The sequence below is a fragment of the Micromonospora jinlongensis genome, from assembly GCF_013410645.1.
Classification (GTDB): Bacteria; Actinomycetota; Actinomycetes; order Mycobacteriales; family Micromonosporaceae; genus Micromonospora; species Micromonospora zamorensis.
In genome coordinates, this window is the sequence record NZ_JACCHK010000001.1 from 3,016,579 (window position 1) to 3,039,169 (window position 22,591).

Annotated in this window: 24 protein-coding genes; 7 read left to right on the forward strand and 17 right to left on the reverse strand. The window is 71.9% G+C overall.

Annotated features, from left to right (window positions below; all coding sequences use genetic code 11):
- Window positions 1-41: 41 nt before the first annotated feature.
- The 12 genes from HNR22_RS13065 to HNR22_RS13120 all read right to left on the reverse strand — a co-directional run bounded on the left by HNR22_RS13065 (window position 42) and on the right by HNR22_RS13120 (window position 12,218).
- Entirely contained in the window at window positions 42-1,505 is a 1,464-nt protein-coding gene (locus HNR22_RS13065) for an amidase (protein ID WP_179780601.1), read from the reverse strand.
- 88 nt (window positions 1,506-1,593) lie between these two features.
- Window positions 1,594-2,595 (reverse strand): amidohydrolase family protein, encoded by a 1,002-nt coding sequence (locus HNR22_RS13070; RefSeq protein ID WP_179780602.1) that lies wholly within the window; start codon window positions 2,593-2,595, stop codon window positions 1,594-1,596.
- Window positions 2,595-3,119 (reverse strand): 3-hydroxyanthranilate 3,4-dioxygenase, encoded by a 525-nt coding sequence (locus tag HNR22_RS13075; RefSeq protein ID WP_179780603.1) that lies wholly within the window; start codon window positions 3,117-3,119, stop codon window positions 2,595-2,597. The genes HNR22_RS13070 and HNR22_RS13075 overlap by 1 nt, the downstream gene beginning before the upstream one ends.
- The gene (locus HNR22_RS13080; RefSeq protein ID WP_179780604.1) at window positions 3,116-3,538 is read right to left on the reverse strand and encodes a Rid family hydrolase; all 423 of its coding nucleotides are present in this window, start codon (window positions 3,536-3,538) and stop codon (window positions 3,116-3,118) included. Before HNR22_RS13080 ends, HNR22_RS13075 begins: the two co-directional genes overlap by 4 nt.
- Window positions 3,535-4,308, reverse strand: a complete 774-nt coding sequence (locus tag HNR22_RS13085; RefSeq protein ID WP_179780605.1) for a 2-keto-4-pentenoate hydratase — start codon at window positions 4,306-4,308, stop codon at window positions 3,535-3,537. Before HNR22_RS13085 ends, HNR22_RS13080 begins: the two co-directional genes overlap by 4 nt.
- Window positions 4,305-5,429 (reverse strand): 4-hydroxy-2-oxovalerate aldolase, encoded by a 1,125-nt coding sequence (gene dmpG, locus HNR22_RS13090; protein WP_246380818.1) that lies wholly within the window; start codon window positions 5,427-5,429, stop codon window positions 4,305-4,307. Before dmpG ends, HNR22_RS13085 begins: the two co-directional genes overlap by 4 nt.
- Window positions 5,426-6,361, reverse strand: a complete 936-nt coding sequence (locus HNR22_RS13095; protein WP_179780606.1) for an acetaldehyde dehydrogenase (acetylating) — start codon at window positions 6,359-6,361, stop codon at window positions 5,426-5,428. Before HNR22_RS13095 ends, dmpG begins: the two co-directional genes overlap by 4 nt.
- Entirely contained in the window at window positions 6,358-7,155 is a 798-nt protein-coding gene (locus HNR22_RS13100; RefSeq protein WP_179780607.1) for a 2-keto-4-pentenoate hydratase, read from the reverse strand. Before HNR22_RS13100 ends, HNR22_RS13095 begins: the two co-directional genes overlap by 4 nt.
- 20 nt (window positions 7,156-7,175) lie before the next feature.
- Complete coding sequence (locus HNR22_RS13105) at window positions 7,176-8,684, reverse strand: 2-hydroxymuconic semialdehyde dehydrogenase (RefSeq protein ID WP_179780608.1); 1,509 nt, start codon at window positions 8,682-8,684, stop codon at window positions 7,176-7,178.
- Complete coding sequence (locus tag HNR22_RS13110) at window positions 8,681-10,018, reverse strand: FAD-dependent oxidoreductase (RefSeq protein WP_179780609.1); 1,338 nt, start codon at window positions 10,016-10,018, stop codon at window positions 8,681-8,683. The genes HNR22_RS13105 and HNR22_RS13110 overlap by 4 nt, the downstream gene beginning before the upstream one ends.
- Window positions 10,015-11,340 carry a kynureninase gene (kynU, locus tag HNR22_RS13115; RefSeq protein ID WP_179783533.1) on the reverse strand — a complete coding sequence of 442 codons (1,326 nt, stop codon included), beginning with the start codon at window positions 11,338-11,340 and terminating at the stop codon, window positions 10,015-10,017. Before kynU ends, HNR22_RS13110 begins: the two co-directional genes overlap by 4 nt.
- Window positions 11,316-12,218, reverse strand: a complete 903-nt coding sequence (locus HNR22_RS13120) for a tryptophan 2,3-dioxygenase family protein (protein WP_179783534.1) — start codon at window positions 12,216-12,218, stop codon at window positions 11,316-11,318. Before HNR22_RS13120 ends, kynU begins: the two co-directional genes overlap by 25 nt.
- Window positions 12,219-12,366: 148 nt before the next feature.
- Between HNR22_RS13120 and HNR22_RS13125 the strand changes: the two genes are divergently transcribed.
- From HNR22_RS13125 to HNR22_RS13135, 3 genes are all read left to right on the forward strand, one after another.
- Window positions 12,367-12,831 (forward strand): AsnC family transcriptional regulator, encoded by a 465-nt coding sequence (locus HNR22_RS13125; protein ID WP_179780610.1) that lies wholly within the window; start codon window positions 12,367-12,369, stop codon window positions 12,829-12,831.
- 106 nt (window positions 12,832-12,937) lie between these two features.
- Entirely contained in the window at window positions 12,938-13,459 is a 522-nt protein-coding gene (locus HNR22_RS13130) for a hypothetical protein (protein WP_179780611.1), read from the forward strand.
- Between the two features lie 75 nt (window positions 13,460-13,534).
- Complete coding sequence (locus tag HNR22_RS13135) at window positions 13,535-14,308, forward strand: class F sortase (RefSeq protein WP_246382108.1); 774 nt, start codon at window positions 13,535-13,537, stop codon at window positions 14,306-14,308.
- On the opposite strand, the gene HNR22_RS13140 is transcribed toward HNR22_RS13135, so the two are convergent.
- Entirely contained in the window at window positions 14,254-14,991 is a 738-nt protein-coding gene (locus tag HNR22_RS13140) for a TioE family transcriptional regulator (protein WP_343059807.1), read from the reverse strand. The two genes, HNR22_RS13135 and HNR22_RS13140, sit on opposite strands and share 55 nt — an antisense overlap.
- Before the next feature lie 96 nt (window positions 14,992-15,087).
- On the opposite strand from HNR22_RS13140, the gene HNR22_RS13145 reads away from it, so the two are divergent.
- Window positions 15,088-16,674 (forward strand): DUF6194 family protein, encoded by a 1,587-nt coding sequence (locus HNR22_RS13145; protein WP_179780614.1) that lies wholly within the window; start codon window positions 15,088-15,090, stop codon window positions 16,672-16,674.
- 27 nt (window positions 16,675-16,701) lie between these two features.
- Here HNR22_RS13145 and HNR22_RS13150 read toward each other — a convergent pair whose 3' ends face one another.
- Window positions 16,702-17,238 carry an HNH endonuclease gene (locus tag HNR22_RS13150; protein ID WP_179780615.1) on the reverse strand — a complete coding sequence of 179 codons (537 nt, stop codon included), beginning with the start codon at window positions 17,236-17,238 and terminating at the stop codon, window positions 16,702-16,704.
- 331 nt (window positions 17,239-17,569) lie between these two features.
- On the opposite strand from HNR22_RS13150, the gene HNR22_RS13155 reads away from it, so the two are divergent.
- The 3 genes from HNR22_RS13155 (at window position 17,570) to HNR22_RS13165 (ending at window position 20,675) form a co-directional block, all read left to right on the forward strand.
- A complete protein-coding gene (locus HNR22_RS13155; RefSeq protein WP_425488101.1) occupies window positions 17,570-18,562 on the forward strand; it encodes a mechanosensitive ion channel family protein in 993 nt (330 codons plus the stop codon).
- A gap of 232 nt (window positions 18,563-18,794) precedes the next feature.
- Window positions 18,795-20,177, forward strand: a complete 1,383-nt coding sequence (locus HNR22_RS13160; RefSeq protein WP_179780616.1) for an MFS transporter — start codon at window positions 18,795-18,797, stop codon at window positions 20,175-20,177.
- A gap of 69 nt (window positions 20,178-20,246) precedes the next feature.
- Window positions 20,247-20,675, forward strand: a complete 429-nt coding sequence (locus HNR22_RS13165; RefSeq protein ID WP_343059808.1) for a globin — start codon at window positions 20,247-20,249, stop codon at window positions 20,673-20,675.
- 19 nt (window positions 20,676-20,694) lie between these two features.
- Here the strand turns inward: HNR22_RS13165 and HNR22_RS13170 are convergent, their stop codons facing one another.
- The 3 genes from HNR22_RS13170 to HNR22_RS13180 form a co-directional block, all read right to left on the reverse strand.
- Window positions 20,695-21,279: a type III secretion system chaperone family protein gene (locus tag HNR22_RS13170; protein ID WP_088949785.1), complete on the reverse strand. Its 585-nt coding sequence runs from the start codon at window positions 21,277-21,279 to the stop codon at window positions 20,695-20,697.
- A 131-nt stretch (window positions 21,280-21,410) separates the two neighbouring features.
- Window positions 21,411-22,142, reverse strand: a complete 732-nt coding sequence (locus HNR22_RS13175; protein ID WP_179780618.1) for a DUF8185 domain-containing protein — start codon at window positions 22,140-22,142, stop codon at window positions 21,411-21,413.
- Window positions 22,139-22,585, reverse strand: a complete 447-nt coding sequence (locus tag HNR22_RS13180; protein ID WP_141910847.1) for an acyl-CoA thioesterase — start codon at window positions 22,583-22,585, stop codon at window positions 22,139-22,141. Before HNR22_RS13180 ends, HNR22_RS13175 begins: the two co-directional genes overlap by 4 nt.
- Between the last annotated feature and the right edge of the window lie 6 nt (window positions 22,586-22,591).

The window sequence follows — 22,591 nt, forward strand, 5'->3', positions numbered from 1 at the left end:
CGGAAGAAGGACGACCTCGAACAAGCGGGTCGGATGGATGATCATGATGCTGGCCACCCGACGCCGTCACCATTCACGTTAGCGGAGTCGACGGCCCGCCAGATTGCGGGGTGCCGATCCCATCCGTCACTGGAGTTCTCCAGTTGCGCAGCGGTCGCGATCAGCCGCGCGTCGTCGCCGTACCGGCCCGTGAGCAGCACCCCGACGGGCAGGCCGTCGGTGGTGGTGCCGACCGGCAGGGAGACGGAGGGATCGCCGGTGACGTTGAAGATGGCGCAGTAGGGCGAGAAGCGGCGTTGCCGGTCGAAGTCGGCCGCCGGGTCACCATCGGCGGTGAACCAGCCGACGGGCGCCTGCGGCGCGGCCAGGGTGGGACAGAGCAGCAGGTCGACACCGGCGGTGCGACGGGCACCGAGGCGGACCTGCGCCTGCAACTCACCGAGGGTGGTGGCCAGCGTGCCGGCGGAGATCTCCGCGCCCCGGGCGCGCATCAGCCGGGTCAGGGGCAGCAGCTCCGCCTCCCGCTGCGGCGGCACCGGGGCGAGCGCCAGCACGTACCAGAGGATCTCGAACAGCGGCCACACCGCCGGCGTGAGTGGCGGCGGCACCTCGACCACCTCGTGGCCGGCCGCGGTGAGCAGCGCGGCGGCGGAGTCCACGGCGGCCACGCAGTCGGGGTGCACCGGCTCGTCGGCGAGCATCGGCGTGGTGAACCGGCCGATGCGCAGCGGGCCTGGCTCGGCCCGACGGGCCACGGCCAGATATCCGCCGGGCGGCGCGGGCGGCGACAGGTAGGGCTCGCCGGGGACCGGCACCGCCATCACGTCGAGCAGCGCGGCGACGTCGGCGACGGTCCGCCCGAGCGGGCCGCTGGTGGGCAGGCCGAACGCACCGGAGCCGAGCGGCCCGCCGGAGACCACGCCACGGCTGGGCTTGTAGCCGACCAGGCCGCAGAGCGACGCCGGGATGCGCAGCGAGCCACCGCCATCGGACCCCTGGGCGACCGGGACGAGCCCGGCAGCCACCGCCGCCGCCGCGCCGCCGCTGGACCCACCAGCGGTGTACGCCAACTGCCACGGATTGCGGGCCGGCGGCGCGACCCGGCCCTCCGAGTAGAGCGAGCAGCCCAACTCGGAGGTGGTCGTCTTACCGAGGCTGACCAGGCCGGCGGCCTTGATGAACCGGACCACGTCGGCGTCGACCGGCGGGACGAAGTCGACGAAGGCGGCCGAACCGAAGGTGGTGCGCACGCCGGCGGTGAGGGTCAGGTCCTTGATCGCGGTCGGCACACCGTGCAACGGGCCGCGCTCATCGACCGGCACGGCGTCGGCGGCGCGTGCGGCCTGCCGGGCGAGGTCCTCGGTGACGGTGACGAACGCGCCCACGGTGTCGCCGAGCGCGGCCACCCGGCCCAGGCAGTGCTCGACCAGGTCGACGCTGGTCAGCTCGCCGCGGGCGATCGCGGCGGCCTGCTCCAACGCGGTCAGGTCGTGCGGCTCGGCCATTCCCTCATCCTGCCCGCTGGGACGGGCCCCAAGCGTCCGACACACGCCGGACTCACCCACCACTCGGCCGGCCGACCCGCCGAGGCGCTCAGCCGTGCAGGAAGCGCTGGGCGTTCGTGGACAGCAGCTTGTCGCGCTGGGCGTCGGTGAGGAAGTCGGCGTCGCGGACCACCGCGCCAGCCGGCCGTTCCCCCAGCGGGTACGGGTAGTCGCTGCCGACCAGCACCCGGTCCTCCCCCATGGTGTCGACCAGCAGCCGCAGCGCGGGCGCCGCGAAGACCACCGAGTCGACGCTGAACCGGTGGACGTAGCTGCTGGGCGGGGCGACGGACGCGCCCCGGACCAGGTCGCCCCGGCGCTGCCAGGCGTTGTCGGCCCTGCCCAGCCAGAACGGGAAGCTCCCGCCGCCGTGCGCGAAGCAGATCCGCAGCGACTCGGGCACCCGGTCGAAGACGCCACCCAGGATCATCGCCAGCACCGACAGGTGCGTCTCGGCGGGCATCCCGGCGAGCCACCGGGCCATCCACCGGTTCAGCCGTGGACCGTCCGGCATGTCCCACGGGTGGACGAAGACGGGTGCGCCCACCTCGGCACAGTGCTGGAGGAAGGTGACCACCCCGGCGTCGTCCAGGTCCCGGTCGCCGACGTGGTTGCCGATCTCCACGCCCACGTGCCCGGCGGCCAGGCTGCGGTCCAGCTCCGCACAGGCGGCGTCCGGGTCCTGGAGGGGCACCTGACAGAACGGCACCAGCCGGTCACCACCGGCGGCGGTGACCTCCAGGGTCAGGTCGTTGAAGATCCGGGCGACCTTCACCGCCTGGTCGGCCGGACGGTCGTAGCTGAAGAAGACCGGCGTGGGCGAGACCACCTGCACGTCCACGCCGTCGGCGTCCATGTCGGCCAGCCGGCGCGACGCGTCCCAGCACTCGGCGCCGACCGGGCGGAACTCCGTCTCCCCCACCATGATCATGGCGGCCCGCTCGGAGTCGACCCGCAGCCACGGCCAGCCGGACCCACCGCACGCCGCGCCGAGGTCCGGCCACCCCTTCGGTACGACGTGCGTGTGCACGTCGACCACGCCTGCGGGCATCAGCCCTTGCCCGGGTGCAGGGTGCCGCAGTTGGCGCAGGTGCGTGCCTGCTCGTCGGCGTAGAACGCCTGGAACACCGGCGGCAGGTCGGCGGCGATGTCGCGGACCTGCAACTCCACCTCGTGCACCTTGTTGCCGCACTCCGGGCAGTACCACTGGAACGTCTCCAGCGTGCCCTCCTCACGGACCCGCTCGACGACCACACCGATCGAGCCGGCCTCCGGCCGCTGCGGCGAGTGCGGGGTGTTACGCGGCAGCATCCACATCTGACCCTCGCGCACGTGCACCGTACGCGGCCCCTCGGAGGTGACCAGGTTGATGTGCATGTTGCCCTTGACCTGGTAGAAGAACTCCTCGTACGGGTCCACGTGGAAGTCGGTGCGCTGGTTGGGCCCGCCCACCACCATCACGATGAAGTCGTCCCCGCCGGGGAACATCTCCTTGTTGCCCACCGGCGGCTTCAACAGGTGCTGGTTGTCCGCGATCCACCCGGGAAAGCTGAACGGTTCGGCGATCTCACTCACGACTGACCTCCCGAGGGAAGAAGGGCCACGGCCTGAATCTCGATGAGCAGGTGCGGGTGCGGCAGCTGGTGCACGGCCACCGTGGTGCGGGTCGGCCCGGACGCGTCGAAGAACTCCGCCCACACCTCGTTGTAACCACCGAAGTCGTTCATGTTGACCAGGTACGACGTGACCTGGACGAGGTCGGTGAGGTCCGCGCCGACCGAGCGCAGCAGATCGCCGATGTTCTCGATCACGGCTCGCGTCTGCACCCGGATGTCGAGGTTGGTGGTGCCGAGTTCGTCCACCGACACACCGGCGAAGCTGTTGTCCGGCCGCCGCGACGACGTACCCGAGACGAAGACGAACCCACCCGCCACCTTGACGTGCGGAAAGGCCCCCCGAGGCACAGCCTTGCCGGCCACCACCCGCGCGGTCACGACGAGGCCCGTAGCGACGCCGTGCCGAGCTTCTCCACTACCGCACGGACGTGCGCGCCGGGACGCAGCGGCACAGCCGCGGTGGCCGCGCCCGCCAGGAAGACCCACCCGGACTCCAGCCGCACACCGTGCCGGCCGGCCAGCCGGATGCCCTCGTCGAGGGCCCGGCGTGGATCGCCGAGGATCGCCGCCGTCGAACCGACCTGCGCCACCTGCCCGTCGACCTCCAGCAGCACACCCAGGTTGTCCAGACCCGTGGGCACCGGCGACCACGGCCCGATCACGAACGCGGCGGCCGAGGTGTTGTCGGCGATCACGTCCGGAAGCGAGAAGCGGAAGTCCGCGTACCGGGAGTCGATCAGCTCGATGGCCGGGGCGACCGCGCGGACGGCGCTGGCGAAGTCGCCGACCGGCTCACCCGGCTCGGGCAGCCGGTCCAGCAGGAACGCCACCTCCGGCTCGACCCGGGGATGGATGTACGCGGCCCGGTCCACCACACCGCCGTCGGGGACCCGCATCGCGTTGGTGAGCCGCCCCCAGATCACCTCGTCCACGCCGACCTGGGCCATCTTCGCCCTGCTGGTCAGCCCCATCTTCAACCCGACGAGGCGCTCACCGGCATCCACCCGGCGTTGGAGCAGTGCGGCCTGCACGCCGTACGCGGCATCCACGTCGAGGCCGGTCTCGGCGGCGAGCTGCGGGATCGCGGTGGCCGTGGCCGCTGCCACGCCCAGCTTCTCGGCGATCCCGGCGATGTCCGGTCCGATCATGCTGCGCCACCTTTCGTTCGCGGCTGCGGGGCTCGCAAACCCGGCTCACTCCTCGCGCTCACAGCCTGCTCCTTGCCGGCCAGGTCGAGTGCGACGTCCACGATCATGTCCTCCTGGCCGCCGACCATCCGGCGCCGGCCCAGCTCGACCAGGATCGACCGGACGTCCACGCCGTACTTGGTGGAGGCCCGCTCGGCGTGCCGCAGGAAGCTGGAGTAGACCCCCGCGTACCCCAGGGAGAGCGTCTCCCGGTCCACCTGGACCGGCCGGTCCTGCAACGGGCGGACGATGTCGTCGGCCGCGTCCATCAGCGCGAACACGTCGCAGCCGTGCTTCCAGCCGTGCAGCTCGGCGACCGCCACGAAGACCTCCAGCGGTGCGTTGCCGGCACCCGCGCCCATGCCGGCGAGGGAGGCGTCGACGCGGACGGTCCGGCCGTGGGGCGCGTCCGGGCCGACCGGCGCGGACCCGGTGACCCGACCGTGTTCGACGGCGAGCACGCTGTTGGCGACCCCGAGCGACAGGTTGTGGTGCGCGTGGATGCCGATCTGCGTCTCCGGGGCGAGGACCTGCCGGTACGCGTCGACCCGCTGCGCCACGTCGGACATCAGCAGCCGACCGCCGGAGTCGGTGACGTAGACGCAGTGCGCGCCGTACGACTCCATCAGCTTGGCCTGCCCGGCCAACCCGGCCGGATCGTTCATGTGCGACATCATCAGGAACCCGGCCACGTCCATGCCGTTCTCCCGGGCCCAGGAGATGTGCTGGGCGGAGATGTCCGCCTCGGTGCAGTGGGTGGCGATCCGGACGCTCGTCACCCCGAGCGCCTTCGCCGCCTTCAGGTCGGCGATCGTGCCGATGCCCGGCAGCAGCAGCGTGGTCAGCTTCGCCGTGGTGAGCACCTCGGCGGCTGCGGAGATCCACTCGGCGTCGCTGGCCGCGCCGTGGCCGTAGTTGACGCTGGAACCGGCGAGCCCGTCCCCGTGCGCCACCTCGATCGCGGCCACCCCGGCGGCGTCCAGCGCGGCGGCGATGGTGCGGACCTGCTCGACGCTGTACTGGTGGGCGATGGCGTGCATGCCGTCGCGCAGCGTCACGTCCTGGATGTACAGGTCCGTCATGGCGCGGCCACCTCCGAGGAACGCAGGGCGACCAGCCGCTCCGCGGTACGCAGCGCGGCGGAGGTCATGATGTCCAGGTTCCCGGCGTACGCCGGCAGGTAGTGCCCGGCACCGGAGACCTCCAGGAAGACCGACACCTGCAACGCGGTGAGCTGCCGCCCGAGCGTCGGCGCGTACGCCCGCACCCGGTCGAACTGCACGTCCTGCTTGAGCCGGTAGCCGGGGACGTACTCCTGCACCGCCGCCACCATGTCCGCCACCGAGGCGGCGATGGCGTGGGTGTCGACGTCGGCGTCCGGGCAGAGGCAGTAGACGGTGTCCCGCATGAGCAGTGGCGGGTCCGCCGGGTTCAGCACGATGATCGCCTTGCCCCGCTCGGCCCCGCCGACCACCTCGATGGCCCGAGCGGTGGTCTCGGTGAACTCGTCGATGTTGGCCCGGGTGCCCGGGCCGGCCGACCGGGAGGCGATCGAGGCGACGATCTCCCCGTACGCCACGGGGGTGACCCGGCGCACCGCGGCGACGATCGGCACTGTCGCCTGCCCACCGCAGGTCACCATGTTGACGTTCGACTCGTGCAGGTGCTCGTCGAGGTTGACCGGCGGCACCACGTACGGGCCGAGCGCGGCCGGGGTCAGGTCGACCACCGTGCGGCCGTGCGCGCGCAGCACCTCGTCGTGGTGTCGGTGCGCTCCCGCCGAGGTGGCGTCGAAGACCAGCTCGACGTCGGCGAACTCGGGCATCGCGACCAGCCCGTCCACGCCGTGGGCGGTGGTGGCCACGCCGAGCCGGCGGGCCCGGGCCAGCCCGTCGGACTCCGGGTCGATGCCGGCCATCGCCACCATCTTCAGGCTGTCACTCAGCCGGAGAACTTTGATCATCAGATCGGTGCCGATGTTTCCCGATCCCAGCACCGCCACGTTGGTGGTCACTGGCCGCCCCTGTCGCTGAAGGATGTCCGCACCGAGCCGAGCCCGGAGATCCGTGCCTCGTACGCGGCCCCCGGGGTGACCGGGACCATCGGGCCGAGCGCCCCGGAGAGCACCACGTCGCCGGCGCGCAGCGGGTCACCGGCGCGAGCGAGCGTGCTGGCCAACCAGTGCAGGGCGTGCAGCGGGTTGCCCAGGCAGGCCGCGCCGGCGCCGACCGAGACCGGCTCGCCGGCGTGTTCCAGCACCATTCCGCACAGCCGCAGGTCGACGTCGGCGAGGCGGCGAGGCGTGGTGCCGAGCACGAAGAGCCCGCTGGAGGCGTTGTCGGCGACGGTGTCCACGATGGAGATGTCCCAGCCGGCGATCCGCGAGTCGACGATCTCGATCGCCGGCAGCACGTGATCCACAGCGCGGATCAGGTCGACGGTGGTGATCTGCGGGTCGGCGAGATCCTTGTCGAGCACGAACGCGATCTCCGCCTCGACCCGCGGCTGGAGCAGCCGGTCGATGGGCACCTCGACCCCGTCGCCGACCGCCATGGCGTCGGTCAGCATGCCGAAGTCCGGTTGGTACACCCCGAAGGTCTCCTGCACCGCCCGGGAGGTCAGCCCGATCTTCGCGCCGACCCGGCGTTCGCCGCGGCCCTGCCAGGCCCGCGCCTGGAGCTGCTGCACGTGGTACGCGGACTCGACGTCGCCCTCCGGCAGCAGCCGCCCGCGCAGCGGTGGGCAGGGCTTACCGGTGCTGCGGGCGTCGGCCAGCTCCCGGTTGGCGGCCTCGATGTCAGCTTCCATGCCCGCTCCCTCGCTACGGCTCACGACAGGTCCACGCAGACGTTGGTGAGTTCGGAGTAGAAGTTCAGCGAGTGCACGCCGCCCTCCCGGCCGATGCCGGACGCCTTCACCCCGCCGAACGGGGTGCGCAGGTCACGCAGGAACCACGTGTTGACCCACACGATGCCGGCGTCCAACCGAGCGCCGGCCCGGTGCGCGACGCCCACGTCCCGGGTCCAGACGGTCGCCGCGAGGCCGTACTCGGTGCCGTTCGCGAGGGCGTACGCCTCGTCCTCGGTGTCGAACGGCGCGACGTGCACCACCGGCCCGAAGATCTCCTCGCGGTTGGTGCGCGCCTGCGGGCCGAGCCCGGTGAGCACTGTCGGCTGCACGTACGACCCGCCGTCGCGGGCGTCACCGAAGGTGGGCGTGCCGCCACCGGTGAGCACCTCGGCGCCCTCGGCGCGGGCCAGCTCGTACGCGCCGAGCACCTTCGACCGGTGCTGATGGGAGATCAGCGGCATGGTGGCGGTGGCCTCGTCGGTCGGCCAGCCGTACGCCAGCTCACCGGCCCGCTTCGCCAGCCGGGCCGTGAACTCCTCGAAGACCGGGCGCTGCACATAGATGCGTTCGGTGCAGAGGCACACCTGCCCGCCGTTGGTGAAGCTGGACCGCACCGAGCCGGCCACCGCGGCGTCCAGGTCGGCGTCGGCGAAGACCAGGCCGGCGTTCTTGCCGCCCAGCTCGAAGCTGACCGCCTTCACGCCGTCGGCGGCGGCTCGCATGATCGCGCCGCCGGTGGCCGACTCGCCGGTGAAGGTGATCGCGTCCACGCCGGGGTGGCGGGTGAGGAACTCCCCCGCCGAGTCCGGTCCGAACCCGTGCACCAGGTTGAACACCCCGGCCGGTACGCCCGCGGCGGCCATCACCTCGGCGAGCACCGTCGCCGAGGCGGGTGTCTCCTCGCTGGGCTTGACCACCACGGCGTTGCCGCAGGCCAGCGCCGGGGCGACCTTCCAGGTGAGCAGCAGCAGCGGCAGGTTCCACGGCACGATGACCGCGACCACGCCGACCGGTTTGCGCAGCGCGTAGTTGAGCGCCCGGCCACCGGTCGGGGTGACCGTCGTGAACGACTCGGTGGGCGCGGTCGCCACGATCTCCGCGAACGCCCGGAAGTTCGCCGCGCCACGAGGAATGTCCAGCGTGCGGGCCTGGGCGATGGACTTGCCGGTGTCGGCGACCTCGGCGGTGACCAGATCGTCGAAGCGGCGCTCCAACTCGTCGGCGACCCGGCGCAGCACCTCGGCGCGTTCCCGTTCGCCCATCCGGCCCCACGGCCCGCGCAGCGCCGCCCGGGCGGCGGCCACCGCGTCGTCCACAGTAGACTTTGACGCCTCGTCCACCTCGAAGACCTGGTCCCCGGTGACCGGGCTGGCCTTGGTGAACGTCGACCCGCCGTCGACGAACTCGCCGGCGACGAAGTTGCGCAACCGCTGCGGGCCACCTGGCGCGTGGCCGGCCGTCAGTCGCGGGTCCCACAGGCCGGTCATTCCTGCCTCCCTCGGCTCAGTGCCGCGCCGATCGCGCCGACCAGCAGCAACGCGGCCCCGCCGACGACCGTCCCCAGCACCCGGTGCTGTCGGCGCACCCGGCGGCGCACCTCCGCGTACGGGGTGGTGGAGAACGACACCAGCTCGTACTGCGAAACGTACCGGCCGGGGAGGGCCCGCTCCAGGGCGTGCTCCACCCGCCGCCGCGTCTGGAAGACCGGGGAGGCGACCTTGTCCCGCATCTCCACGAAGTTGGTCAGCGCCATCGTGGCGATGGCCTCGGCGTTCTCCTGCCGGCGTCGCTGGAAGAGGGGCAGCGCCGCCAGCCAGTCGTCGGCGCACTCGTCCAGGCAGCGGTCCAACTCGACCACGTCCTCGAAGGCGCAGTTCGCGCCCTGCCCGTAGAAGGGCACGATCGCGTGCGCCGCGTCACCGAGCAGGCCGACGCTCCCGTTGACCTGCCAGGGCGTGCAGCGAACAGTGCCGAGCACGCCCACCGGGTTGTGCCGGTAGTCGTCGACGAGGTTCGGGGCCAACGGGATGACGTCCGGGTAGTGCTCGGCGAAGTGCCGCTCGATCTGGGCCGGGCTGGTCAACGAGGCGAAGCTGCCGGCCCCGTCGTTGGGCCAGAACAACGTGCAGGTGAAGGAGCGGTCCGGGTTCGGCAGCGCGATCATCATCGAGGTGCCACGCGGCCAGATGTGCAGAGCATCCGGGTCCAGGGCGAAGTCCCCGCCCAGCGGCGGGATCGTCAACTCCTTGTAGCCGTAGTCGAGGAAGTCCACGCTCTCGTTCAGCAGCCCGTACGCGAGCAACTGCCCCCGCACCGCGGAGCCGGCGCCGTCGGCACCCAGCACGACCGACGCCTTGGCGGCGACCGTGCCCTGCGGTGTCTCGAAGCTCAGCGAGCCGTCGGTCGGGTCGAGCCCGACCAACCGGTGGTCGAAGACGACCCGCACACCGGGCAGCGCGGTGGCCTCGTCCAGCAGGGCGTTGTTCAGCGCGCCCCGACTGATCGAGTTGATCGCCCGGTCGCCGGCCGCGCTGTACGACTGGAACTGCTGCTCCCCCTCGACCGGGTGGATCATCCGGCCCCGCATCGGCAGCGCGTCGGTCATCACCTGCTCGGCGAGCCCGATCCGGCGCAACGCGTCCAGGCCGCGCTCGGAGAGCGCCAGGTTGATCGACCGGCCCCGCTCGGCCGTGCCGGCCCGCGGGTCGGAGCGGCGCTCGTAGAGGGCCACCGGGTAGCCGCGCCGGGCCAGGAAGCAGGCGGCCAGACAACCGGCCAGGCCGGCACCGATGATCGCGACCTCGTCGCGCCGCGCGGTCACGAGTTCGCCTGCCCCACCGTCGCCGCGAGCGCCGCCGCGGCCCGCCAACAGTCGAGGTACGTGGAGTAGAGCGGCACCGGGGCGAACCGGATGACGTCCGGTTCGCGGGCGTCGGCGATGACGCCGTGCTCGTGTCGCAGGCGTTTGGTCAGCTCCGCCGCGCTGCCGTGGCCGATGCGCACCGAGAGCTGGCAGCCCCGCCGGGCCGGGTCGCGCGGGGTGACCACCCGCAACGGCCGGTCGACGACGACCTCGTCGAGCAGCGACTCCAACCAGCCGGTGAGTCGCTGGCTGCGGGCGCGCAACGCCGGCATGCCGACCGCGTCGAACACCTCCAGCGAGGTGCGCACCGGGCCCATCGCGAAGATCGGCGGGTTGGAGATCTGCCAGGCCTCCACGGTTGCGGGTGGCCGCGACACCGGGGTCATCTCGAAGCGGGTGGCCGCCGCGGTGCTCCACCAGCCCTCGAAGCGGGGCAGGGTCTCGTCGCCGAGGTGCCGCTCGTGCACGAAGACGCCGGCCAGGGCACCCGGACCTGCGTTCAGGTACTTGTAGGAGCACCACGCGGCGAAGTCGACATCCCAGTCGTGCAGGGCAAGTGGCACGTTGCCGACCGCGTGGGCCAGGTCCCAACCGACCACCGCGCCGGCCGCCCGGCCGGCGGCCGTGATCGCCGGGATGTCCAGCAGCTCACCGGTGAGGTAGTTGACCCCGCCGAGCAGCACCAGCGCCACCCGGTCGCCCTCGGCGGCCAGGTAGGCGGTCACGTCCTCGGTGCGCAGGGCGTCCTCACCGTAGCGCGGGCGCAACCGGACCACTGTGTCGTCCGGGTCCAGGCCGTGGAACCGGGCCTGGCTGCGCACCGCGTAGCTGTCCGACGGGAACGCGGCGTCCTCGATGACGATGCGGGTGCGCGCGCCGGCCGGGCGGTAGAAGCTCACCATCAGCAGGTGCAGGTTGACAGTGAGCGAGTTCATCACCACGGTCTCTGCCGGGCGGGCGCCGACCAGTCGCGCGGCCGGCGCGGTCAACAACTCGTGGTACGGCAGCCACGCGCGCGCCGCCTCGACGTGCCCCTCGACGCCGAGCCGCGCCCAGGCGTCCAGGTCGGCGAGGAGTTCGTCGCGGGTAGCCCGGGGTTGCAGGCCCAGCGAGTTGCCGGCGAGGTACGCCGACTCGGGGTGGTCGCCGCCGTCGGCCGGGGGCACGTGGAACAGGTGCCGGTGACCCGGGTCGGCTTCGTCGAGGCGGTGCGCCTCTCGTTCTGGGGTGTGCACAGGGGTGTCTCGCTCTCCGGTCACATCGCGGTGCGGGCCGACCACAGCTCCGGGAAGACCACCCGGGCCATGCTGCGTTGCAGCCACGCCAGGCCGGCGGAGCCTCCGCTGCCGACCTTGGCGCCCATCGTCCGCTGCACCGCCTTGACGTGGTTCCACCGCCAGTCGCCGAACTCCTCCGCGACCGAGCTCAGCGCCTCACCGAGCAGTCGCAGGTGGTTGTCGGGGCCGCCGTCGTCGTAGATCCGTACCCAGGCCGCCTCGACCGACGGGTGCGGATCATGTTCGACGGCAACGTCCCGGTCGAGCAGGTCAGCGGGCAGGTCGACGCCACGCCGGGCGAGCAGCGCGAGCACATCGTCCCAGAGGCTCGGCGTGGCCAGCGCGGCGGTCAGCGCGGCGTACACGTCGGTCTGTCGACGGAACGGGCGGATCAGCGTCGGGTCACGCAGCCCGAGCAGGAACTCCAACTGCCGGTACATGGCCGACTGGAAGCCGGAGGCCTCGCCGAGCAGGTTGCGGAACCGGTTGAAGTCGGCCGGGCTCATCCAGCGCAGCCCCTGCCAGGCGGCGTTGAGGCCCTCCAGGTGCAGCTTGGCTCGACGCAACGGCGCCAACGCGTCCCAGATCTGGTCGGCGCGGAGCAGCCGCTGGGTCTCCCGCAACTCGTGGCAGGTCAGCCCGAAGTACAGCTCCATGATCTGGCTGACCATCAGGAAGGACATCTCGCCCGGGTCACTGCTGAGTGGGTGCTGCATCCGGTGCAGGGCGCTGGCCTGCACGTACGCGTCGTACGGCACCATGTCGGCGAATTCCAGCGTGGGCTCGCCACCGGTGCGCTCCGCCTGGGCGGCCCGCTGCGCCGGGGTCACCGGTCGCACCGGGGCGGGGCGGTTCGGCGCCCGCCGCTCCGTCTGATCCACCATCTCGTCTCCCTCCCCCGGACTCGCCGACGTCATGATCCCTCGGTCGGATCGGCCTGCGGAATGCCAGATCAACGGCTCTCGCCCCCTTCTCCTGGCGAACCAAAGGCAACTAGGCGAAGTCGGTTCACGAAAGTAAGGTCTGAGCGTGGACGACATGGACTGGGCGCTGCTGCGCGAGTTGCAGGCCGACGCGCGGCTGTCCTTCAGCGAGTTGTCCCGGCGGGTGCACCTGTCGCCACCTGCGGTCGCCGAGCGGGTTCGCCGGTTGGAAGAGTCCGGGATCATCACCGGCTACCACGCCCATGTCGACCTGAGCCGAGCCGGCCGCACCGTGATCGCGCTGATCCGGATGTCCTGCTACGGCGCGCGCTGCATCCTGCACGATCCGGCGGTGGCGGGCTGGCCGGAGATCCTGGAGATCCACCGGATCACCGGGGACGCGTGCAGCGTGCTGAAGGTGGCCGCCAGCTCGATCGGCGCGTTCGAGGGGGTCATCGACCGACTCGCCCCGTACGGCCAGCCGTCGAGCACGATGGTCCTGTCGTCCCCGCTGGGCTGGCAGCCGATCACGCCGATCCCCCCGACCGGGGTCGCCCCGCGTCAGCGCTGACCCCACCTCACCCTCACCGCCTGCGGGTTTGCTCCCGCGCCAGCGGGAAAGCAGCCCGCGTGCCCAGGGGAGGGTTCCGGCGGTCGTCGCCGGTTGGGGGGAAATCATGCAGGGAATCCGCACGATCAACCGCGCGCTCTCGTCCGCACTGACACTGGTCGGGCTGGTCGGGGCGTTCGTCCTGATGTCTGTCGCGCCGGCCCGTGCCGGCGAGAACACCTTCGTCGAGGTGACGCCGAACAGCGCCCAGGCCGGTAGCCGGGTCACGATCCGGGCGAGTTGCGACAACGACAACAACCGGCAGGCCAACGTGCACTCGGAGGCCTTCGATCACGTGGTGCTCAGACCGGACAACGGCTTCCTCAAGGGGCAGGTCACCATTCCGGGCAACAAGCAGGCCGGCGACTACGCGGTCGACCTTCGCTGCCAGAACGGCCAGACGGCCACGACGAACCTGACAGTGCTGAACATGGCGTCGCCCAGCAAGGGACCGGCGACCGGGGGCGGCGGGACGGCCGGCGGTCGCGGCACCGGCTCACTGCTGGTGCTCGGCGGCGTGGCGCTGGTGGCGACTGCGATCGCGCTCGGCATGGCGGGCGGCCGACGTCGGACCGGAGCCGGCTCCTGAGCCGGACGACCCATGACCCGCAGATCCGCGCGTGCGCGGCCGGACCGCCGCGCCCGCCTCCGGGCCGGGCCGGCGCTGCGCGCCTCCGGCCGGCTGGTGGCCCGCGCCTCCCGCCGGCTGCGCCGCGTCGCCGGTCAGGCCGGGTCGGCCAGCATCGCCACCACGGATCCGACCACCCAGCCGCTGCCACCGAGGCGTCCGGCCGGGTCGCCGTTGGCCGGACACCGGATCGGTACGGGACCAGGGTTGCCGGTCCTGGCCGTCGCCGCGCTGATGGTGCTGATCGTGGCGATGCTCGGCGTCGAGCAGGTGACCGGCATGAGCCTGTTGCCGGATCAGCTCAGCGCCGGCTTCCGACCGCCACCGAAGAAGTTCCCGGTGCTGTCGTCCAGCCGTCCGACCAACCTCGCCATTGACACGATCGACGTCGAGGCGCCGGTGCACGACGTGGGCATCGCCCCGGACGGCACCATCGCCGTGCCGGACGCGGCCCGCGCCCAGGAGGCCGGCTGGTACGACCAGGGGCCCACCCCCGGTCAGTACGGCCCGGCCGTGATCGTCGGGCACGTCGACACCACCAGCGGGCCGGCGGTCTTCCACAAGCTTCGCGAACTGCGCTCCGGGGACCAGATCGAGGTCACCCGCACCGACCGGAGCGTGGCGATCTTCGAGGTGGATTCGGTGGAGCGGTTCGACAAGGATCGGCTGCCGGTGGACGAGGTGTACGGCGACTTCAGCCGTCCGAGCCTGCGACTGATCACCTGCGGCGGCCAGTGGGTCGGCGGCGAGAGGGGCTATTCGGACAACGTGGTGGTGTTCGCCTCGTTGGTCAAGGCGCGTGATGGTTGATGCCCGGTGTCGACGTCGATGTACTCGGCGAGCCGCGCGGCCCCGGTGAGCATGGCCCGGCTGCGCTCGGTGAGCCGTTGCCGCCACTGGCGCAGCGACGCGGCGAGCGGTTCGGCGCCGCCCGCGTCGCGCACCCGACGCAGCACGCCGGCGATGTGGTCGAGCCGGTAACCGCCCCGACGCAGCAGGTGGGCCAGTTCGGCGTCGCGCACGTCGTCCGGTGAGTAGACGCGGTGCTGGGTCGCGGGATCGCGCCCTGGCCGCAGAATCCCGGCCACCTCCCACTTGCGCAGCGTCGCGGGTCGCAGCCCGAGCCGGTGTGCCAGCACGCTGATCGGCACGGCTTCCCGGCTCTGCGGTGACGGCCTGGTTCCGGTGAGCGTCACGACCGCCGCCTCGACCACGTCCAGCGTCTCCCGATCGCGCTGCAACACTGTGTGACTCTGGTCGATCGTACGCAGGGCCGTGTCGATCTCGCCCCGGCTGACGGCGCGCATGATGTCGCCGCTGGCCGCGTAACCGTGGCCCGCGATCAGCGCGAGGTAGGCGCTCAACGCCTTGGCGTGCACCTCGGTGAACCGGCGGTAGCCGTTCGGGGTGCGCTCGGCCGGAGGCAGGACGCCGTCGCGTTCGTAGTTGCGCACGGCCTGCGCGGACAGGCCGTGCCGACGCGCGAGATCCACCGGTCGGCGTACACCTGGGTTTGAGGGTTTCGTGGCTGCCACCGCGCTCCAACACTCGTAAGTTTCAACCGCTGGTTCAACGATACGGTTGATGCAATGACGACCCTTCTCGACCTGCTTGCCGGATCACCGGCCCTGCTCGCGATCGGCGAGCCGACGCATGGTGAGTCCGCCTTCCTCCAGGTCCGCAACGAGGCCTTCATGACGCTGGCCGAGCACGGCTACCGGTCGATCGCGCTGGAGAGCGACCGGGTCGCAGGGCTGATCGCCGACGAGTTCGTGCAGGGCGGCGTCGTGACGCTCGACCGTGCGCTCACCGAGGGGTTCAGCCACGGGTTCGGCGCGGCCCCGGCCAACCGCGACCTGCTGCTGCGGATGCGCGAGTGGAACGCCGGACGGCCGGTCGCCGAGCGCCTGACGTTCCACGGCTTCGACGCCCCGGTGGAGCTTGAGAGCGCCCCGAGTCCGCGGCGCCACCTCAACAAGGTTTGTCACTTCCTCGGCCTGGACCGCTCCGCCGAGATCGACGACCTGATCGGGGATGAGACGCGGTGGAGTGACACAGCCGCGATCTGGGAGCCGGGCCGGTCGGTCGGTCGCTCGACCGACGCTCAGCGACTGCGGGTGATCGCCGACGACCTGCTGACCGAGCTGTACCTGCAGGCACCCCGGCGACCCGAGGGCTGGCCGGCGGCGCTCGTACACGCCACGTCGGCGGTCGCGTTGCTGCGTTACCACGCCGCGGCCGCCGCACCACTGGCCCAGGGGGAACGCTTCGTCCGCCTGGCCGGGGTCCGGGACGCGCTGATGGCCGAGAACCTGCTCGCGATCCGGGCGGCCGAAGCCCACCGCGGACCCACGCTGGCCTTCGCGCACAACACGCACCTCCAGCGCCATCTCAGCACGATGACGATGGACGGCACGGATGTGTCGTGGGCCGGTGCCGGCGCGATCGTCGCGTCACTGCTGGGAGACCGGTACGCGGTGGTCGTCGGCAGCCTGGGCGCGAGCCCCGCGCTCGGCATCGAGGCACCCGCCAGGTCGACCTACGAAGGCAGACTCCAGCAGGAGGACGACCTTCCCGGGTACGTCCGCGCGTCCGACATCGGACCAGCCGAGCAACGGGCGCACGACTACCGGTACTTTCCGCTGGACCAGGCCACCATCGAACATGCCGATGCGGTGCTGCACATCCCGACCGGCGTCGATGCGGCCACGCTCGCCGACCGGATTCTCTCGCTGCCCGGCGTCGAACAGGTCGTGGCGAGCGAGGAGAACGGGTCACCCGAGGTGGCCTGGGGTGACCGGTTCTTCTACCTCGGCCCGGACCGCCGCCAGCCGTTCGCCACCATCGTCGAGCACGACGTGCCCGGCTTCGACGAGGCCGCACAGCTTGACCGCCCTGGTGTCTTCCGCCTCAACCTGGACCTGGGCCGGGCCGAGTTCGAGCGACTCTTCGGCTTCCCGCCCAAGGCATTCGAGGACCACCGGGACGCGTTCGACTTCGCCCGGCTGGACACCCTCGCACCGCACCCGGGCTACGCGCTGTACGGCTTCGGCAGCATCGTGATGCCTGGTCCACAGATGCTGCCCGAGATCGACCGGCTACTGGCGATGGCATACGGGCGGGCAGCGAACCGCCACGAGCGCGCAGCGCGCCGGGTAGCCGACCAGCAGGACTGAGCCGGAGGAGGACCGCTCCGCGCGGAGTCAGGCGGCTGCTTCGGGCTCGCGCAGGTCCAGCCAGTCGGCCCAGCGAGGGTCCGGGGCGCGGTGCCCGAGCACCCGCCAGGCAGTGCCCTTCGGCGCGGCCGGCAGCGCGTGCAACCGCCACCCCATCTCCGCCGGGGTCTTGTCGCCCTTGGTGTGGTTGCACCGGGCGCAGGCGGCGACCACGTTCTCCCAGGCGTGCCGGCCACCGCGGCTGCGCGGAAAGACGTGGTCGATGGTCTCGGCCGGACCCCGGCAGTAGGCGCACCGCCACCCGTCCCGGGCGAAGATCGCCCGCCGGGACAGCCCGACGTGAGTCCGGTAGGGCACCCGGACGAAGCGCGTCAACCGGACCACGGACGGCACCGGGAGCGCATCCCGGGCGCTGTGCAGGATGCCGTCACCGTCGGCGACGCAGACCGCCTTGGCGGAGAGGACGAGGATCGCGGCGCGGCGCACCGACACGACACACAGCGGCTCGTAGGTGGCGTTGAGGACCAACGCGCCGGAGCCCACCGCGGGTCGTATGTCAGGCATCGCGCTCACCCTCCCGGTTCAGCGGCTGCTGCGAACCGCCGCCGACCGGGGTCGGGCACGCCGGCCCACCCGGTCGACGCCGGGCCGATCACCGACGTCCGTTGCGCCAATAGTCCCTGATCGGACCCCGGATTGCACGCACTAATCCGGGGTCGGACATGAAGCTCTCTCTCGCACCTGTCACGATGGCCGGTTCGCCCCGTTCCGGTCGCGCCCTCTGCGGCAGTTCACCCGCCGGTGGGTCGGCGGCGGACCGTCGGGTCCCTTGCGGTACGAAGACAGGGTGAGTGCCGCCAGCGTGACGCCCCTTGCCCTGTCCACCGCCGGTTCGGTGAGCTGCCAGGGCAGCACCTCCTGCGAGTGGATCTACGACATCACCAAATCGGCCTGGTTCGCCGAGGGCAGTTACTGGATCCTGCTCAAGCCGCTGCGGGTGCTGCTGATCCTGGTCGTGGCGATGGTGGCCCGCTGGGCGCTGCACCGGACGATCAACCGGCTGGTGCGGACCACCACCGACGGCGCGGTGCCGACCATGCTGCGGCCGCTGCGCGAGCGGGTGCCCACCGCTGCGGTCGACCCGGCCGAGTTCGTACCGGAGCGACGGCGGCAGCGGGCCGAGGCGATCGGCTCGGTGCTGCGCAGCCTCACCACGGCGTTCGTCTTCGGGATCGCGCTGCTGATGATCCTGCGCGAGTTCAGCTTCGACCTGGCCCCGCTGCTGGCCAGCGCCGGGATCGTCGGCGTGGCACTGGGCTTCGGCGCGCAGAGCCTGGTCAAGGACCTGATCGCCGGCCTGTTCATGCTCATCGAGGATCAGTACGGCGTGGGCGACAACGTCGACCTGGGCGAGGCGATGGGCGTGGTCGAGTCGGTCGGGCTGCGGGTCACCACAGTGCGCGACGGTCGCGGGGTGCTCTGGTACATCCGCAACGGCGAGATCATCCGGGTGGGCAACAAGAGCCAGGGTTGGGCCCTCGTGGTGGTGGACCTGCCGATCGGTTTCAACAGCACCGAGGAGGCCACCGCCGTCCTGCGGACCGCGGCCGCCTCGATCGCGGTGGACCCGGAGCTGTCGCCGGAGATCGTCGAGGCGCCGGAGGTGCTGGGCGTCGAGCAGGTGACGGTGGACGGCGCGGTCATCCGGACGGTGGTGAAGACCACCGCGGACGGGCAGTTCGCGGTGGGTCGGGAGCTGCGTCGGCGGCTCGCCGAGGCGCTCGAGAACTCGGGGATCACCGCGCAGATCGCCGCTGCTCGTATGTATCCCGGACTGCCGACCCGGCCGCTGCCCGACAGCGAGACCGGTCAGGGCGGCGCCACCTGACCCAGGCGAAATTGTCCGCCAATGCAGGGTCGCCAGCCGCCCGGCCCCTCAGGTATCGTCCGTTCGTTCAGTCGGGGAAGCGACGATCGATCCGTTCGCCCTAGCTAGTTGTCAGACGATCGGGCAGAATCCGGAACACGCGTTCCCGCCGGAGCGTGATCACATACTCGCTGATCCGCAGATCTGACGAGGGCTTCCGGCCTGGCTGCCACGAGCGGCTGAACCGGAGCCGATGGAGGCGACGGTGCCCGACGAGCGATCTTCCGCGGAAGGCCCCGCCACCTTTCGCGAAGTGTTCGCCCAGCACGAGTTTCGGGCCGTGTTCGTGGCTGGTGCTCTCTCCTGGGTCGGTGACTACGTCGCGAAGGCGGCAGTCACCCTGCTCGTCTACCAGCAGACCCGGTCCGTCGCGCTCTCCGCGGCAGCCTTCGCGGTCAGCTTCCTGCCCTGGCTGCTCGGTGGTCCCGTGCTCGCCGCACTGGCAGAGCGGTACCCGTACCGAAAGGTCATGGTGGCGTGTGACGTCATCCGCATGCTGCTGATGCTGCTCATCGCCATCCCGAACCTGCCGTACCAGGCGGTGCTGGTGCTGATCTTCGCTGCCACACTGGCCAACCCACCCAGCCAGGCGGCGAAGTCCGCGCTGATGCCGCAGATGCTCACCGGGGACCGGCTGGTGCTCGGGCTGTCGCTGAACAGCAGCATCGGGCAGGCCGCCCAGGTCGTCGGGTACGTGTTCGGCGCAGCGGTCGCCTCGATCGACCCGGTGGTCGCGTTGCTGTTCAACGCGGCGACGTTCGGCCTGTCCGCGCTGCTGGTCCGCCTCGGCGTACGCAACCGCCCGGCGTCCATGAACCCGGCGCACCGCAGCCACCTGCTGCGGGAGACGCGCGAGGGGTTCGCCATCGTGTTCCGCACACCGGTGTTGCGGGCGATCGCGGTGCTGGTCTTCAGCGCCATGCTCTTCTCGATCGTCCCGGAGGGGCTCGCCGCCGCCTGGGCCAACGAGGGCGCCAAGGGCAACCTGAGCAGGGGCGCGGCGCAGGCGGTGATCATGGTGGCCAACCCCGTCGGCTTCATCCTGGGCGGGTTGCTGGTGAGCCGGCTGTTCGGGCCGGCCCGCCGGATGAAGCTGATGCGGCCACTCGCGGTGCTCGCCCCACTGGTGCTGGTGCCGGCGCTGTTCGACCCGTCCCCGCTGGTGGTGGCGTTGCTGGCCGCCCTCTGCGGGTTCGCGGTCGCCGGCATGCTGCCGATGGCCAACGGGTTGTTCGTCCAGGCACTGCCCAACGGCTTCCGCGCCCGCGCCTTCGGCGTGATGGCCACCGGTGTCCAGGTCATCCAGGGTCTCGCGGTGCTGGCCACCGGGCTGCTCTCCGAGCGGTTCCCCATCCCGGTGGTGGTCGGGTTGTGGAGCGCGGCCGGAGTGGTGCTCATGGGGGTGGCTGTGCTGCGCTGGCCGGACCGGCAGACCATGGACGACGCGATCGCCGCGGCCACCGCGGCCAACGCCGAGCCGCCGCAGGAACCGGTTAGCCCCGTCAAGGACGACCCGGCGGCGGGCACTCCCGAGCCGCGCTCCGGCGACGGGCACCGCCGTCACGCGGTCACCTGACCCCCGGCGTGATCCGACGCACCCCGCACGGGTCGGGCCGGCACGGAGCGCACCTGGCAGGATGGAACGGTGAACCCCGCAGGTGAATCCGACCGTCCTGGTGCGTCGATGACCCTCTTCGAAGCGGTCGGCGGCGAGCCCACCTTCCGCAAGCTGGTCGACGAGTTCTACGCCGGCGTCGCCATCGATCCCCTGCTGCGGCCCATGTACCCGGAGGAAGACCTTGGGCCGGCCGCGGATCGGATGACCCTGTTCCTCATGCAGTACTGGGGCGGCCCCAACACGTACTCCGCCCAGCGGGGTCATCCGCGGCTGCGGATGCGGCACGCGCCCTTCCGGATCGGCGCCGCCGAGCGGGACGCCTGGCTGCGGAACATGCGCCGCGCCGTGGACCGGCTCGAGCTCGAGCCGGAGATCGCCGCCACCCTGTGGGACTACCTGGAGCGGGCCGCGTACTTCATGGTCAACGCCGAGGAGGACCCGGCCAACGGCGGCTGACCGCCGGGCCGAGGTTGCGTCAGAGCAGCGCGCCCTCGTCGTGCAGCCAGTCCACGAAGCTGGTGGCCACCGCCGCGCCGCAGTCGAGCATCTCGACCAGAAGCGCGTCGTGGGTGCCGGCGCCGAGCGGCACCTGAAGCTCGGCGTAGATCGGTAGCTGCCCGCGCTCGGTCGGGTCGCCGATGTACGCCTTGCAGAACCGGCGGGTGTGGTTCCACTCGTTGACCACCCGGTATGCCCGGTCGGCCCAGTCCGGCGGGACGGTGGCGTGTGGGCGTGCCCGCATGACCAGGATCTCGTCCTCCGGCCCTTCGAGGGTGACCAGCACCGCGTGCCGTTCCCACATGGCCAGCAGGTTGCCGTCGCCATCGGCCAGGTAGCGCACGTCGAGCAGGTCGAGTGCGTCACAGACCCGGCGCAGACTCACCGGCTCGACGTTGGCGGGCATCTCGGACAGCACCGGCCGCTCGTTGGCCGGGCAGTCGTCCCCCGGCTGGCGGGGGCTTGGCGGCCCGACCCGGACCGCGCTCTCCACTGTGATCCCGCTTCGGGTTTCCGGATCGCCGCCGTCGGCGGGACCGGGGCGCCATGACCACCACGGCATCGCTCGCGCACCTCACTCCCCAGCGGATCCAGCCGCCTACGGTGCGTTGGATCCGAGGATGGACGGTACCCGGACAGCCGAGCTGAAGCACCCCCCCAACGACCGCCCCAGCCCAGAAGAATGAGCAGGGGTCAGCCGTTCGGACGAGTGCTCAGGGGTGTCACGGCAAGATCCGTGGCCTTCTGCGACCATGCCGCTCCGTATGGTCCCACCAGGCCAACCCAACGACCTGCCACGCGCACCTGAACGTCGGGACCGCCGTGGCCGGCGACCGGGCCGTCAGCGGCGCCGAGGAAGCCCATCCGGACCACCGCCTGCACCAGCCGCTGCGGCACCTCGACCGGCTCGGCGGGCGGCCCGTCCGGAGTGACCAGCACGGCCACGTGGTCGAGCAACGCATCGCGCAGCGCTCGCTGACCCACCGCGCGACCGGCCACCCCCTGCTCGCTCGCCGTCCGCAGGGTGCCCGCCGCCGCCTGCGCGATCCGTCGCAGCTCCGCGACCGGCAGCGCCTCCACCTGCCGGCTGCGCACCGGCGGCAGCGGCCACCGCCACTGAGCGTCCCGGCGGGTCGGCAGAGCCGCACCGCCGCGCTCCAGCTCGGCCAGCAGCTCGGCGGCGGCCACCGTGACGTCCTCGGCCGGCCCACCGGCCACCGTGCGGACCACGAGGACCTGCCACGGCAGCCGCGCCCAGAGGGCGACCCGGCCGGGCCCACCGGCCGGCCGCAGCCGGACCGGTGCGACCGGATCCAGCCGGACCAGCCGGGCCAGGAAGGCGCCCGCGTCCGCCACCCCGGCGACAGCGTGCGTCGGGGTCGACGCGGTCGTCCGTCCCGGCTCGGCCGTACCCGGCCGGGTCATGCCACGCCGCCCTGTGGGGCGTACGTGAGCAGGAAATCCCGCTCCTCAGGGGTGATCCGTCGGGGCACCTGGCGGGTCAGGTCGAACGGCACCAGCACCGAACGGGCGCGGCTGGCCAGCACCTCGCCGTCGTACAGCTCGTACGCGACAGTGAACCGGGAGGCCCGGATCTCCTCCACCCACAGCTCGATCCGAACGGTGGGCGCCGCCTCCGCGGTGGCCCGGCCCAGCGCGTAGTCGACCGGGCGCAGGTAGTCGACCTCGTGCCGACGGATCACCACCCCGTCGGCGAACGAGCCGACCCCCCAGGCCCGGCCGCCGGCGAACATCAACGCCACCCGCGCCTCCTCGTACAGGGTGAGGAAGCGCGAGTTGTTGACGTGGCCGTACGCGTCCAGGTCGGACCAGCGCAGTGTGCAGTGGTAGACGAACCGGTCAGACACCTTCTC

Excerpts from the sequence above, each read along its gene's own strand:
- HNR22_RS13065 (WP_179780601.1), bottom strand. The coding sequence starts at position 1,505 with ATGGCCGAGCCGCACGACCTGACCGCGTTGGAGCAGGCCGCCGCGATC.
- HNR22_RS13070 (WP_179780602.1), bottom strand. The coding sequence starts at position 2,595 with ATGCCCGCAGGCGTGGTCGACGTGCACACGCACGTCGTACCGAAGGGG.
- HNR22_RS13085 (WP_179780605.1), bottom strand. The coding sequence starts at position 4,308 with ATGATCGGACCGGACATCGCCGGGATCGCCGAGAAGCTGGGCGTGGCA.
- dmpG (WP_246380818.1), bottom strand. The coding sequence starts at position 5,429 with ATGACGGACCTGTACATCCAGGACGTGACGCTGCGCGACGGCATGCAC.
- HNR22_RS13100 (WP_179780607.1), bottom strand. The coding sequence starts at position 7,155 with ATGGAAGCTGACATCGAGGCCGCCAACCGGGAGCTGGCCGACGCCCGC.
- HNR22_RS13105 (WP_179780608.1), bottom strand. The coding sequence starts at position 8,684 with ATGACCGGCCTGTGGGACCCGCGACTGACGGCCGGCCACGCGCCAGGT.
- HNR22_RS13130 (WP_179780611.1), top strand. The coding sequence starts at position 12,938 with ATGCAGGGAATCCGCACGATCAACCGCGCGCTCTCGTCCGCACTGACA.
- HNR22_RS13145 (WP_179780614.1), top strand. The coding sequence starts at position 15,088 with ATGACGACCCTTCTCGACCTGCTTGCCGGATCACCGGCCCTGCTCGCG.
- HNR22_RS13150 (WP_179780615.1), bottom strand. The coding sequence starts at position 17,238 with ATGCCTGACATACGACCCGCGGTGGGCTCCGGCGCGTTGGTCCTCAAC.
- HNR22_RS13160 (WP_179780616.1), top strand. The coding sequence starts at position 18,795 with ATGGAGGCGACGGTGCCCGACGAGCGATCTTCCGCGGAAGGCCCCGCC.
- HNR22_RS13170 (WP_088949785.1), bottom strand. The coding sequence starts at position 21,279 with ATGCCGTGGTGGTCATGGCGCCCCGGTCCCGCCGACGGCGGCGATCCG.
- HNR22_RS13175 (WP_179780618.1), bottom strand. The coding sequence starts at position 22,142 with ATGACCCGGCCGGGTACGGCCGAGCCGGGACGGACGACCGCGTCGACC.